Consider the following 13,972-nt stretch of genomic DNA (forward strand, 5'->3'; position numbering starts at 1 on the left):
GTGGCCTTGTCACGACCAGCGTCCGCTGCCCGATGGGGGCGGGCAGCGGATGCTGAGGCCGGCTTAGTGTTGCAGGATCTTGCTGAGGAAATGCTGGGTGCGTTGGTCGCGGGCGTTCTGGTCGCCGAAGAACTCTTCTTTGGTGCAGTCTTCGATGATGCTGCCTTTGTCCATGAAGATGACCCGGTTGGCGACCTTGCGGGCAAAGCCCATCTCGTGGGTCACGCACATCATGGTCATGCCCTCGTTGGCCAGCTGAACCATCACATCGAGCACTTCACTGACCATTTCCGGGTCCAGTGCCGAGGTGGGTTCGTCGAACAGCATGACGATCGGGTCCATGGCCAGGGCGCGGGCGATCGCCACCCGTTGCTGTTGGCCGCCGGAAAGCTGGCCGGGGTGTTTCTTGGCATGCGCGCTGAGGCCGACGCGATCGAGCAGGGCCAGGCCTTTTTTGGAGGCTTCTGCCTCGCTGCGGCCGAGCACCTTGCGCTGGGCAATGGTCAGGTTTTCGGTGATGGTCAGGTGCGGGAACAGCTCGAAGTGCTGGAACACCATGCCCACCCGCGAGCGCAGTTTCGGCAGGTTGGTCTTCGGGTCGGCAATCGAGGTGCCATCGACCACGATGTCGCCCTTCTGGAACGGCTCCAGCGCGTTGACGCACTTGATCAGGGTGGACTTGCCCGAGCCCGACGGCCCGCACACCACTACCACTTCACCCTTCTTGACGTCGGTGCTGCAGTCGGTCAGTACCTGGAAGTCGCCGTACCACTTGTTGACGTTCTTGATGGAAATCATACGGTGATCCTTTTTTGCAGGCGCTTGACCAGCCACGAAGCGGAGAAGCTGATGATGAAGTAGACGACCCCGGCGAAGATCAGGAACTCATGAGAGCGCCCGATGATGTCGCCGTTGGAGCGTGCCGAGTTGAGGAAGTCGACCAGGCCCACGGTGTAGACCAGCGAGGTGTCCTGGAACAGGATGATACTTTGCTGCAGCAGCAAAGGGGTCATCTTGCGGAAGGCCTGGGGCAGGATGATCAGGCGCATGGTCTGGGCGTAGTTCATGCCCAGCGCTTGCGCGGCGCCCATCTGGCCCTTGGAGATCGACTGCACACCGGCACGGACGATTTCGCAGAAGTAGGCCGCCTCGAACATCATGAACGCGACCACGCAGGAGGTGAACGCACCGACCGGCGTGTCTTCACCGGTGATCCAGCGCAGCACGAACGGCACTGCCAGGTAGAACCAGGTGATCACCAGCAGCAGCGGGATCGAGCGGAAGTAGTTGACGTAAGCGCCCGCCACCCGCGACAGCAGCTTGCTCGATGACAGGCGCATCAGCGCCAGGACGGTGCCGAGTGCGATACCGCCGACCACGCCCATGACCATCAGTTGCAGGGTCATGATCATGCCTTCCCAGAGGGCGGGCAGGGCGGGGATGATTTCGCTGAAATCCATGTCCATTTACTTGCCTCCCACGGAAATCAGGCCAGGTACTGCGACTTTTTTCTCGACCAGGCGCATGAGCAGCATCAGGCCCATGTTCAGGGTGAAGTAAATCAGCGTGGCCAGGGTGAACGCCTCGAACAGGTTGGCGGAGAACTCTGCGGTCTGCTTGGTTTGTGCCAGCAGCTCCATCAGGCCGATCAGCGAGGCCACCGAGGAGTTCTTGAACACGTTCAGGAACTCGGACGTGAGCGGCGGAATGATGATCCGGTAGGCTTGCGGCAGCAGCACGTTGGTGTAGATCTGCGGCAGGCTGAAGCCCATGGCGCGGGCTGCGGATTCCTGGCCGCGGGGCAGCGCCTGGATGCCGGTGCGCACTTGTTCGCAGACACGGGCCGCAGTGAACAGGCCCAGGCACACCACCACGCTGATCAGCGCCGAAGTGGTCGGGTTGAGGTCCTGCTTGAACCATTCCTGCAGGCCTTCGGGCAGCAGGTCCGGTACCAGGAAGTACCAGATGAACAGCTGCACCAGCAGCGGCACGTTGCGGAACAGTTCCACATAGACAGTGGCGATGCCCGATACCAGGCGGTTCGGCACAGTACGCATGACGCCGAGGACAGACCCCAGCAGCAGCGCGATGATCCAGGCGGTGATGGCGATGGCGATGGTCCAGCCCAGGCCGGTGATGTACCAGTCCAGATAGGTTTCGCTGCCCACGCCGGTGGACTTGAAGAACACGCCCCAGTCCCAGTTGTAATTCATCGGGATTTCCCCTCAGACGGTTGTTTCACGGGCACCTTCGAGCATCCGGGGGCGCTTGGCGCCCTCGGATGAAAGGTTAGACACTAATGAGTGGCCTGCAGAATTGATTCGTGCGCATGCGCACCAGGCCACTATCTGAGGATCAGGACTTCTTCTCGTCCGCCGCTTTGTCGGTCGGCTCGGCGATCAGTTTTTTCAGCTCGTCGCTCATCTGGAACTGCAGGTTCAGACCCTTTGGCGGGATTGGCTGCATGAACCACTTGTCGTAGCTCTTGTTGACTTCGCCCGACTTGAAGTAAGCCACGATGGCCTCGTCGACCGCTTTCTTGAACGCAGCATCTTCCTTGCGCACCATGCAGCCGTAGATTTCGTACGACTGCGGGGTGCCGGTGATAACCCAGTCGGCCGGTTTGCGAGCCTTGGCCATTTCACCGGCCAGCAGGGCGTCGTCCATCATGAAGGCCACGGCGCGGCCGCTTTCGAGCATGTTGAAGGCTTCACCGTGGTCCTTGGCGGAAATCACGTTCATCTTCATTTGCTTGTCGGCGTTCATCGCCTTGAGGATGCGCTCGGAGGTGGTGCCGGCGGTGGTCACCACGTTTTTGCCGGCCAGGTCCGGGAAGTCTTTATAGGAAGGCTGACCGTCCTTGACCTTGGTCAGCAGGCGGGTGCCGACTTCGAAGATGCCGACCGAGAAACCGACTTGCTGCTGGCGCTCGACGTTGTTGGTGGTGGAGCCGCACTCCAGGTCGACGGTGCCGTTTTGCACCAGCGGGATGCGGGTCTGGGAGGTGACGAGGTTGTATTTGACCTTGATGTCGGTGCCCAGTTGTTTTTTCAGGGCCTCGACCACGGCCAGCTGGATGTCGTGGGAGTAGCCCACGGGCTCCGGCTTGCCTGCCAGGTAGGAAAATGGAATGGAGGAGTCGCGGTGGCCCAATGTGATGGTGCCCGAGTCCTTGATCTTCTTCAGGGTGCCGGTCAGCTCCTCGGCCATGGCCGGCGAAGCGATGACTGCAGCCGCGATAGCGGCGCCCAGCAATTGACGAACGATACGCATCAAATTTTCCTCGACATGTTTGTTTTTTTTATGGAGCCGTTGGCGGACTCTTTCGTTCAACGAATACAACATGAAGCGGGTGCATTCGGCTAAAGAGTGTAGAGCATGAGTCGTGCCAAGCTTCCTTCTTGATCATAACGCCCCGAAATTACGGGGTATCGATCTTTTTTGACAGTAAATCGACAGCATGTGTTGTCCGTGATTCCGAATGGGTTGGCTTTTGGTGTTCGGAAACCCGAATGAATGGTGCCTTGATTTAGTTACCGCAGGTGACGGTTTGCAGCGTGGTCTGTTAACGGCTTTTACGGACCGCACTACCATGACCCTTTCTGCCGATGAAGCGCCTGCTTCGATAGATGCCCTGATTTCCCAACGTTTACCGGCCTGGCTTACCTCGGCCACGGTCGACCAGCAGCGTGCGCTTCACCAGGCGCTGCGTCAGCAGCAGGACAGTGCTGAGCGTGTGCGGCAGTTGTTCAGCCACATTCCGGCCTTGGATGACTTTGCCGCCGCACTGCTGGAGGACGCGTTGCGTCGGCGTTTCAAGGTAAGCACTGACGTGCGCAAAGCGACACTGCGCAAGGTGGTTCAAATCATTCTGGCAACGCCCATTCCGCCAACGCCGTCGCCGAACATTGTCCGCATCTCGACTCAGCCTCTGTTGACGACCGCGCTGCACAACTTCACCCAGGCGGAAACCAAGCCAGGGCCTTTCACCCAGGTCGCATTGCAAGATGTGGCCGGTGTCACACTGTCGGTATCGTTCGAGCGCTTCGCCAAGCTGTGCCGCACGCTCGACCTGGGCGGCCGCTATCAGGCCCTGTTGCGCGTGCATCTGCTGCCAGCAGATCGGCCAGGCGACGAACCTGGTCAGGCCCGTCGTGAGGTCGAGGCATTGCTGGAGGAGGCCCTGCGCTCGTCGATGGAAGCGGCTGTACGCCTGGCGGCCCTCAAAGGCCAGATCAGCCACGACAACTACCTGCAGACACTGCCGATCTTTGCAAAACCTGCTGTGGTGCCTGCTTACCCTGTTGTGTTGAGGGCTCGCCAGGTTTACCTGCTGGGCAAGTGCCTGCACGGGGTGGTGGCCATCGAGATTCAAGACCGCGATCAGGCTTATTTGCGCGGGATCCTGCTCTGGATACCGGGTGACCCTCAGCAGCCCGTGCAGGTGTTCGAATCCTGGTGGGCGTTCTACCAGGCCATGGGCCTGCGCCTGCGCGACCCACACTATGCGGCGTTCATGGCGCGGTTCATCGCCGAGCGTGATCGGGTCGCCTTTTTCGGCACCTTGAAGCGTTTGCTGTCGTCGAGCGCTGAGGGGGCGGTGTTGCAGCTGGATGGTCGTGACTTTGCCATCACTCAACCGTTGTTTGCCTTCCTGCGTGCTTCGCGCATCGACAAGATGCTCGATGATGCCCGTGTGCTGGCCGTACCCACTGCCGACGAGGACAGCAAGGCGCGGGATGAGCGGCTTAGGGGGTATCAGCAAGCGGGACTGACCTTGTTGAACCTTGCTGGGCTGTTCGTGCCGGTGGTGGGCGAATTGATGCTCGCGGTCGCTGCCGTGCAGATTGCCGATGAGGTCTACGAGGGTTACCAGGATTGGCAGTTGGGCGATCGCCAAGGGGCGCTGGAGCACGTATTCAGTGTGGCTGAAAGTGTTGCGCTGGGGGCCGCGATAGGCGCTGGCACTGCAGTGGCGGGGCACGTGCTCAAGCGCATCGTGTTCGTCGATGAGCTGTCGCCGATTCGCACCGATGCCGGTCACGTCAAGCTGTGTGCCCATGACCTGTCTGCTTACCGGGTAAAGGAGCAGGGCGTGACGGTTGGCGAACTGATCCCAGAGGATGACCAGTGGCAATTGAAGTTGCACGAAGCCAGTTTTCAGTTGGCGGGCTACAAGGATGGTGAGCACCTGTTCATCCGTCATCCTCAGCGCAGCGAGGCCTTTCAGCCAATGCTCGAGCACAACGGCACTGGGGGCTGGCGGCATGCGCTGGAGCGTGCAGAGGAGTGGGCAGAGCCTGCGCGCTTGATGCGGCGGTTGAGCGCTGAACTGGCCGACGTCAGCGATGAAGACGTACGCAGGGTGCTCGACAGCACGGGCTTCGATGACGCACAGCTAAGGCGACTGCACCTGGAAAACGCGCCGCCTCCCGCACGGTTGCTCGATGCCTTGGAGCGCTACCGCTTGCATGAGCAATTCCCCACCGTACAGGGCGAGGCGTTCGAGTTTCTGGTCAGCACAGCGCAAGGCAATGAAGAGTTGGCCAGCGTCGCGCTGCGCCGGGACTTCCCTGGCCTGTCGCACCGCGGGGCCCATGAAATTATCCAGCAGGTCGACAGCCAGCAGGTCGAGCAGATGCTGGCCAGTGATCGCGTCCCCTTGGCCTTGGCTGAACGCGCGCGCTGGTTTTTGCGCGACAGCCGCCTTGACCGTGCCTGCGCAGGTTTACGTCAGGCTTCGGCAGCCAATGCCGATACCGCGAAGCTGGCCGTTGGCCTTATCGAACACTTGGCGCCGTGGCTTGAACCCTATGCCGTCGAAGTGCGAGCCGAGAGCCGCACAGGGGCGGTATTGGCACATGCCGGCGCGGATGCTGCTGCTCAGCGGTTCAGTATCGTCAAAACGCCGACTGGATATACCGCCTACGCTGCGACGGGTGAGCTGTTGGCAGGCACTGTTCCAACCGACAGCCTGCTGCAGGCACTTTCGTTGACCTTGAGTGACGCGCAAACAGGCGCACTGGGGACCCCCACGCTGGACGCGCCAGCGTTGAGCGACCTGCTGGCCGAGCACGCCCGCACGCATCGTGACCTGGCCGCGCAGTTGATCGGCCAGGCGCCGATAGGCGGTGGCGTGCGGCCGCCCGTGCGGTGGGGAGACGGGCGCCTGGGTTACCCACTCAGTGGTCGCGGCGAAAGCCGTGGGCAGGCCAGCCGGCGAGGGCTGCGGCAGATTTTCCCGACCCTCGGCGACCGCCAGTTGCAAAACTATCTGTTGGACCTGATTGCACGCGGGGTCGACCCATGGCAGCACTACAGCGAGCTTAGCCAGCAACTGGCGAGCCTGCGCCAGGTCTTGCGGCGGTGGCGTATGGAACACGCTGGCGTGCTGGACCTGCTGCGGCGTGGCCGGGTCGCCAATAGCATTCGCCGTTGCTGGCGATGCAAGACAGGCTTGCGCAGCGATGGTACCTACGCGCTGGACATTCGCGGCGAACGTGTCGGCAGCTTGCCCACGCTGGAAGAAGGGGTCAGTTTCCCGCATGTCACGCGGCTGACCCTGCGCGACATGGACTTGTCGGAAATCGATCCTGATTTCCTCGCGCGCTTCCCTAACCTGCGCGAGCTTGACCTGCGTGCGAATCATCTTGCCGTCATCCCGCCAGGTGTAGAGCGGTTGACCGAGCTGCGGGGGCTGCAGTTGGATCACAATCGGATCATCATGGACGTTGCCGGCAACCGCCGGCTCAGTGCCTTGATCCGCTTGCAAACGCTCGAGCTCAATTACAACCCGCTCGGCTTTGCCCCCGATATACGTGGGTTGATCCACCTCAGGCCGGTGGGGCTGCGTTCGACAGGTATCACCTCATTCCCCTCGCGCCTGCAGCAGTTGCCACTGCGCGGCGTCGCCGACCTGCGCAACAACCAGATCCGTCAGGTCAATCAGGACCTCCACGGCCTGCGCCAGCGTCTGCAGCGCATGGCCCTGCACGACAATCCCTTGGATGAAGCGAGCGAGCAGTACCTGAATCAACTGTCGGGCACTTCGTCGTTCCGTCATCAGCTGGTGCAGGTAAACGAGCGCGAGCACTGGTTGCTCGGCTCGACGGGCGCACAACGTAGCGAGCGCGAGATGCAGTGGCGTAACCTGCAGTTGGAAACGACGTCCCGGCCTTTCTTCAACTTCCTCCGCGATTTCGCTCGATCGTCCGACTTCGTGCAGCGACCAAACTACTATCGGGCCAGGGTCTGGAACATCATCGAGGCCTGCGAGCAGAACACTGAACTGCGTGAACAGTTGTTCATCATGTCGGGCGGCAACGCTTCCTGCGAGGACCGCCTGTTGTGGCTGTTCAGCCAGATGGAGGTGAGGGCGTTGATCCACCGGCACACCTCTGGGATGTCCATTGCCCAGAGCGAGGTTGAGCTGATGCGCCTGAGCCGCTCACTGTTTCGCCTGGATGCGCTGGATGAGATCGCGACGCGGCGTATCCAGAGGATTCGCGATGCTGGGCACGATGTGGACGATATCGAAGTCTACCTCACCTACCGTGTTCGCTTGGCGGGCCCGCTGCGCCTGCCTGCCCAACCTGCTGCCCTGCATTTTGAAGCCTATGCCGGGTTGACCCCCGCCGACTTGAACAACGCCAGGGTCGAAGTGTTACGCGCGGAAACCCCAGAGCGTTTGACTCAGGCGCTGGCTGATCAGGCGTTTTGGGAACGTTACGTGCGAGACCGTTACGAGCGCCGCTTCACGGCGTTGGTGGACGCTTTCCGGGCACCTGAAGAGGCCTACCGGGAGCGTGCAGAAGCGGGAGAGGTCAGTGAGGAGCAATACTTGAAGTACTGCGAAGGCATCGTGCAAGCCATTCACGACGGCGAGCGCGACTTGATTGTCACGTTGGCCCGCGAAGCGTTTGACCGTTGGTTCGGGATTGATGGGGTGTTGCCGTGAGCGGGTGCCGCGCAGGCGGCACCGGCTTCAACGTCGCCTTCAGGCAGCCTTGAACGAAGTTTGGCTCAGCGGCGCTGTCACTAGGTAGTCGTGCAGCGCCTGCTGTTCCGCAGGCGATGTGAACAGGCCCAGTTTGGTACGGCGCCACAGAATGTCGGCCGCATCGACAGCCCACTCTTCGCTGCGCAGGTAATCGACTTCGCGGCTGAAGAGGCCGCCGCCAATGGCCTGGCCCAAACCTTCCGGGCCCTGAATACCATCAAGCAGGCGCCATACGCGGCTGCCGTAAGTCACTGCCCAGCGTTTGGCGATGTCCACCGGCAGCCACCCGTACTGCGCCAGAATGGCGTCGGTCAGTGCCTGCGCGGTGGTCATGTCTTCCCCGCCGGGCAGCGGCGCAGTAGCGGTCCAGCTGGCGCGCATCTGGGTGAAGAACGGTTTGAGCTCGGCCATGGCCGATTCGGCCAGCTTGCGGTACGTGGTGAGCTTGCCGCCGAACACCGACAGCAACGGCGCCTGGCCTTCACCTGCCGACAGCGCCAGGGTGTAGTCGCGGGTCACGGCCGACGGGTTGTCCGACTCGTCGTTGCACAGCGGGCGTACGCCGGAGTAGGTGTGCAGGATGTCAGCACGGCTGAGCTGATGGTTGAAGTGCGCGTTGACCACCTTGAGCAGGTAGTCGGTCTCGGCCTCGGTGATTTTCACCTGGGCCGGGTCGCCGCTGTACTCACGGTCGGTGGTGCCGATCAGGGTGAAGCGGTCCAGGTAAGGGATGCAGAACACGATGCGCTGGTCTTCGTTCTGCAGGATGTAAGCGTGTTCGCCTTCGTACAGGCGCGGGACGATCAGGTGGCTGCCCTGAATCAGGCGGATGCCGTAAGGCGCATCCAGCTTGAGGTCATCCTTGATGAAGCTGGCCACCCACGGGCCAGCAGCGTTGACCAGGGCGCGGGCACGAATGCTCTGCAGGCTGCCGTCGGCATGCTGCAGCTCGACCTGCCACACGCCATCGACACGCTCGGCACGCAGGCAGCGGGTGCGGGTGACGATGTGCGCACCTTGTTCGCGGGCTGCCATGGCATTGAGCACGACCAGGCGCGCGTCGTCCACGGCGCAGTCAGCGTATTCGAAACCCCGGGTGATGGCCGGTTTGAGCGGGTAGCCCGGGCCGAAGCGCAGGCTGCGCGAAGCGCCCAGGCGCTTGCGCTTGCCCAAGTGGTCGTAGAGGAACAGGCCGGCACGGATCATCCAGGCCGGGCGCAGGTGCGGGCGATGGGGCAGCACGAAGCGCATCGGCTTGACGATGTGCGGTGCCTTGGCCAGCAGGACTTCGCGCTCGGCCAGGGCTTCGCGCACCAGGCGGAACTCGTAGTGCTCCAGGTAGCGCAGGCCACCATGGATGAGCTTGCTGCTCGCCGACGACGTGTGCTGCGCCAGGTCGTCCTTTTCGCAAAGGAACACCTTCAGGCCGCGCCCGGCGGCGTCGGCAGCAATGCCCACACCATTGATGCCACCGCCGATCACGGCGAGGTCATAGCAGTCGGTGAGGGGGGGCTGGGACGAAACGGGCTGGGACACGGGCAAGGCCTCCTGGGGCTGTTCACATCGAATATGAACATTGATGTTCGTTTCCGAAAATACTAGCGCAACAGAAGGCGGGTATCCAGTCAGTCTTTATAGAAAATACTGATCGGATGACAATAAAGTGAACATTTACGAAAATAGCGGGCCGGTGATGGCCCGCGTGCGGTTCAGACCACGTCGAGGCGAATCTTGTACTGGTTAAGCAAGTGGGCGAGGGCAGGCGTCGGCGTCTGGTCGGTCACCAAACAGTCCACCAGGCTGATCGAGCCCAGGCGGACCATGGCATTGCGCCCGAACTTGCTGGAGTCGGCGGCCAGGATAACCTGGCGTGCATTGGCGATCAGGGCCTGGGAAACCCGTACCTCCTGGTAATCGAAGTCCAGCAGGCTGCCATCTTCGTCGATGCCGCTGATGCCCACCAAGGCGAAATCGACCTTGAACTGGTTGATGAAATCGACGCTGGCCTGGCCTACCACACCGCCATCGCGGCGCACCGTGCCACCTGCCACCAGTACTTCGAAATCGTCCTTGGCCGCCAGGATCGAGGCCACGTGGAGGTTGTTGGTAATCACCTTCAGGTGGTTATGGTTGAGCAGCGCGCGGGCGATCGATTCGGTCGTTGTGCCGATGTTGATGAACAGCGAGGCATGGTCGGGAATCTGCGAGGCCACGGCTTCGGCGATGCGCTGCTTCTCGTCGCGCATCTGGTCGGCGCGCATGGCGTAGGCGGTGTTCTCGATGCTCGAGTCATACGCGGCACCCCCGTGGTAGCGGCGCAGCAGGTTGAGCTCGGCGAGCTGGTTGATGTCGCGGCGGATGGTTTGCGGGGTGACGACGAACAGCTGCGCCATTTCTTCGATGCTGACGTAGCCGCGGTCGCGGACCAGCTCGAGGATTTGTTGTTGGCGGGGGGGCAGATTCATGGGCGGTCCTTATGGGCTGCCGGACAAATTCTGCAATGATGCCGTAGGAAGCGGATGACGGCCAGTAGACGAATGTGCAGGGCGCGTGTAGGAGCAGCCTTGTGCTGCGAAGAGGCCGGTGTTAGCAGCGAATATTCACTGTGTGACCACTGGCCTCTTCGCAGCACAAGGCTGCGCCTACAGGAAGACGTCAGGCTTCGTGATCTTCCCAGTCACGGGTACGGCCGACGGCCTTCAGCCACCCGGCGTAAAGCTTCTCTTTCTGCGTCTCGTCCAATTGCGGGCTGAACTCGCGCTCAATGATCGCCTTGTCGCGCAACTCGTCCAGGCTGCTCCAGAAGCCACAGGCCAGGCCTGCCAGGTAGGCGGCGCCGAGGGCTGTGGTCTCGCGCATTTTCGGGCGCTCTACGCAGGTGCCAAGGATGTCGGCCTGGAACTGCATGAGGAAGTTGTTGGCCACCGCACCGCCATCCACGCGCAATTCGGACAGGCGATAACCGCAATCCTGTTGCATGGCGTCCAGTACGTCACGGGTCTGGTAGGCGATCGATTCCAGCGCTGCACGAATGATGTGGTCGACCTTCACCCCGCGCGTCAGGCCGAACAGGGCGCCACGGGCATAAGGGTCCCAATAGGGGGCGCCCAGGCCTGTGAAGGCGGGCACCAGGTACACGCCGTTGCTGTCTTTGACCTTGCTGGCGAAGTACTCGGTATCGAGTGCGTCGTTGACGATCTTCAGCTCGTCACGCAGCCACTGCACGGTAGAGCCACCATTGAACACGGCGCCCTCCAGTGCATAGGCCACTTCACCCCGCGGGCCGCAGGCGATGGTGGTGAGCAGGCCATGGGACGAGTTGACGGCCTTGTCACCGGTGTTCATCAGCAGGAAGCAGCCGGTGCCGTAGGTGTTCTTGGCCTGGCCGGGCTCGACGCACATCTGGCCGAACAGCGCAGACTGCTGGTCGCCAGCGATACCGGCGATGGCAATGCCGCTCTTGGTGTGGCCGTAGACTTCGGAGGAGGGGCGAACCTCGGGCAGCATCTGGCGTGGGATGCCGAGGATTTTCAGCAGCTTTTCGTCCCATTCCAGTGTGTGAATATTGAACATCAGCGTGCGCGACGCGTTGGTGTAGTCGGTGACGTGCACCTTGCCGCCGGAGAATTTCCAGATCAGCCAAGTGTCGACGGTACCGAACAACAGCTCGCCACGTTCGGCGCGCTCACGGGCGCCTTCGACATTGTCGAGGATCCACTTGAGCTTGGTGCCGGAGAAGTACGGGTCGGTGACCAGGCCGGTGGACTTGCGAATGTAGTCTTCATGGCCGTCACGCTTGAGCTGCGCGCAGATTTCGGTGCTGCGGCGGCACTGCCAGACGATGGCGTTGTACACCGGGCGGCCGGTTTCCTTGTCCCACACCACCGTGGTTTCACGCTGGTTGGTAATGCCCAGCGCGGCGACCTGGGCGTGGCTGATGCCCGCCTGGGCGAGGGCCTCGACCAAAGTGGCGCTCTGGGTGGCGAAAATTTCCATCGGGTCGTGTTCGACCCAACCCGCCTGCGGATAATGCTGGGCGAATTCACGCTGGGAGGTGCCGACCACATTGGCGTCGCGGTCGAAAATGATGGCCCGCGAACTGGTGGTGCCCTGGTCCAGGGCGATGATGTAGTTCTTATCCAGGGTGTCTGTCATGGTCGTAGGCCTTGCAAAAATGGGAAGTCAGGGCTTGGGCGTGAGGCCACATCAGTTGACTTGAGTATCGCCCTGGCGATTGTCGTTTGTCTCAGCGCTTGCGGTTGGCGCGACTGGCAGGTTGCGGGCGATCAGGCCCCGATACGCTGCGGCGCCCAGGCATGCGCCAAGGATCGGTGCGAACACCGGTACCAGGAAATAAGGAATGTCCCGTCCGCCAGTGAAGGCGATTTCGCCCCAACCGGCCAGGAAGGTCATCAATTTTGGCCCGAAATCGCGGGCCGGGTTCATCGCAAAGCCGGTCAGCGGCCCCATGGCGCTGCCGATCACGGCAATCAGCAGGCCGATGAGCAGCGGCGCCACGGCGCCACGGGGCAAGCCATTGTTGTCGTCGGTCAGGGCCATGATCACGGCCATGAGGATGGCGGTGATGACCACTTCCACCAGGAACGCCTGGCCAGTGGACAGCGAGGGGTGCGGATAGGTGGAGAACACCGACGCCAGCTCCAGGCTTTCGCTGCTGCCTCGTAGCATGGCGTGGGCTTGTTCGAAATCGAAGAACAGGTTGCTGTACAAGGTGTAGACCAACGCTGCGCCGCAGAAGGCGCCGCAGACCTGGGCCAGCATGTAGAAAGGCAGTTTGCGCTTGTCGAAGCCGGCGAACAGGGTGAGGGCGATACTCACGGCCGGGTTCAGGTGCGCGCCGGAAACACCCGCGGTGAAGTAGATCGCCATGCTCACGCCGACGCCCCAGATAATGCTGATTTCCCACAGGCCGAAGCTGGCACCCGCGACTTTGAGCGCGGCGACGCAACCGGTGCCGAAAAAGATGAGCAGGGCGGTGCCAAGAAATTCGGCCAGGCATTGGCTGGACAAGGTGGGTTCGCGTAGAGCAGTCGTCATGTATGACCTCGTTTTTTTTGTTGTGAGGCGCGTGGCGCTCGACAGCAAAGCCCGGAGTCGATCCCCATTGACCCCAGGCAGATACAGGAAATGCACCTTAAATGTGCACCATTTCTTCAGAAACGAAAAAATATAGACAAGAAACGCTTATGTCAAAGGTCGAAAGTGAACGGTCAGTCACGTTTTGGACGTAGTGTGGGGTCGCGAAACCGCACGCTAGACAGGTGCGTAGCCTCCGAACTGGCTGGGATGTGGGATATGTCCTAAAGTAGCCGCCGACTTGTCCCAGACCGGAGCCTGCGCATGACCCCCGCCCTAGACCTGTTGAAAAAAGCCCGCGCCGAGCATCGTGTGCACAGTTATGAGCACGATCCTAAATCGGCCTCCTATGGTTTGGAGGCAGCGGAAAAGCTCGGGCTCGATCCGCAGCAAGTGTTCAAGACCTTGCTGGCGAGCAGTGAGAAAGGTGAGTTGCTGGTGGCCGTGGTGCCGGTGGTGGGCACCTTGGACCTCAAGGCACTGGCCCATGCGGCGGGGGTGAAGAAGTGCGAGATGGCCGACCCGGCGGCGGCCCAGCGGGCTACGGGGTATCTGGTCGGTGGCATCAGCCCGTTAGGCCAGAAGAAGCGCTTGCGCACCTTTATTGATGACTCGGCGCAGAACTTTGCAACCCTCCATGTCAGCGCCGGGCGGCGTGGGCTGGAGGTGGAGTTGGCGGCGGCGGTGCTGGCTGAACATACCCAGGGCACGTTTGCCGGTATTGGCAGGGGTTGAAATCGCAGTGGCCGCTGCGCAGCCCATCGCCGGCAAACCAGCTCCCACCCGAACTGTGTAGCCTCCAAGTCTAGCGCCGCACGTGTGGGAGCTGGCTTGCCAGCGATGAGGCCAAACAAGCACCACAAGACAGTTGCTGGA

10 protein-coding genes are annotated in these 13,972 nt (G+C 61.7%); 2 read left to right on the forward strand and 8 right to left on the reverse strand.

What is annotated here, in order from left to right:
* Positions 1-63: 63 nt before the first annotated feature.
* The 4 genes from QOS90_RS20525 to QOS90_RS20540 form a co-directional block, all read right to left on the reverse strand.
* The gene (locus tag QOS90_RS20525) at positions 64-798 is read right to left on the reverse strand and encodes an amino acid ABC transporter ATP-binding protein (RefSeq protein WP_027594178.1); all 735 of its coding nucleotides are present in this window, start codon (positions 796-798) and stop codon (positions 64-66) included.
* Positions 795-1,466, reverse strand: a complete 672-nt coding sequence (locus tag QOS90_RS20530) for an amino acid ABC transporter permease (protein ID WP_085273562.1) — start codon at positions 1,464-1,466, stop codon at positions 795-797. The genes QOS90_RS20525 and QOS90_RS20530 overlap by 4 nt, the downstream gene beginning before the upstream one ends.
* Positions 1,467-2,213 carry an amino acid ABC transporter permease gene (locus tag QOS90_RS20535; RefSeq protein WP_027594180.1) on the reverse strand — a complete coding sequence of 249 codons (747 nt, stop codon included), beginning with the start codon at positions 2,211-2,213 and terminating at the stop codon, positions 1,467-1,469. It abuts the gene before it with no gap.
* Positions 2,214-2,355: 142 nt separating this feature from the next.
* Positions 2,356-3,273, reverse strand: a complete 918-nt coding sequence (locus QOS90_RS20540; RefSeq protein ID WP_027594181.1) for a glutamate/aspartate ABC transporter substrate-binding protein — start codon at positions 3,271-3,273, stop codon at positions 2,356-2,358.
* 319 nt (positions 3,274-3,592) lie between these two features.
* Between QOS90_RS20540 and QOS90_RS20545 the strand changes: the two genes are divergently transcribed.
* Positions 3,593-7,957 carry an NEL-type E3 ubiquitin ligase domain-containing protein gene (locus tag QOS90_RS20545; protein WP_085273561.1) on the forward strand — a complete coding sequence of 1,455 codons (4,365 nt, stop codon included), beginning with the start codon at positions 3,593-3,595 and terminating at the stop codon, positions 7,955-7,957.
* A gap of 39 nt (positions 7,958-7,996) precedes the next feature.
* Here the strand turns inward: QOS90_RS20545 and glpD are convergent, their stop codons facing one another.
* The 4 genes from glpD to QOS90_RS20565 all read right to left on the reverse strand — a co-directional run bounded on the left by glpD (position 7,997) and on the right by QOS90_RS20565 (position 13,057).
* Positions 7,997-9,535, reverse strand: coding sequence for a glycerol-3-phosphate dehydrogenase (gene glpD, locus QOS90_RS20550; RefSeq protein ID WP_085273560.1), 1,539 nt, complete (start codon positions 9,533-9,535; stop codon positions 7,997-7,999).
* Positions 9,536-9,708: 173 nt separating this feature from the next.
* Positions 9,709-10,464, reverse strand: coding sequence for a DNA-binding transcriptional repressor GlpR (glpR, locus tag QOS90_RS20555; protein WP_027594184.1), 756 nt, complete (start codon positions 10,462-10,464; stop codon positions 9,709-9,711).
* Positions 10,465-10,654: 190 nt separating this feature from the next.
* Positions 10,655-12,154, reverse strand: coding sequence for a glycerol kinase GlpK (gene glpK / locus QOS90_RS20560; protein ID WP_027594185.1), 1,500 nt, complete (start codon positions 12,152-12,154; stop codon positions 10,655-10,657).
* A 51-nt stretch (positions 12,155-12,205) separates the two neighbouring features.
* Positions 12,206-13,057 (reverse strand): MIP/aquaporin family protein, encoded by an 852-nt coding sequence (locus QOS90_RS20565; protein ID WP_027594186.1) that lies wholly within the window; start codon positions 13,055-13,057, stop codon positions 12,206-12,208.
* A gap of 303 nt (positions 13,058-13,360) precedes the next feature.
* Here QOS90_RS20565 and ybaK point away from each other — a divergent pair, with 303 nt between their 5' ends.
* Positions 13,361-13,831 carry a Cys-tRNA(Pro) deacylase gene (gene ybaK, locus QOS90_RS20570; RefSeq protein WP_085273559.1) on the forward strand — a complete coding sequence of 157 codons (471 nt, stop codon included), beginning with the start codon at positions 13,361-13,363 and terminating at the stop codon, positions 13,829-13,831.
* Positions 13,832-13,972: the final 141 nt, after the last annotated feature.

Origin of the sequence: Pseudomonas sp. LAIL14HWK12:I10, assembly GCF_900184205.1 — a bacterium.
Classification (GTDB): Bacteria; Pseudomonadota; Gammaproteobacteria; order Pseudomonadales; family Pseudomonadaceae; genus Aquipseudomonas; species Aquipseudomonas kermanshahensis.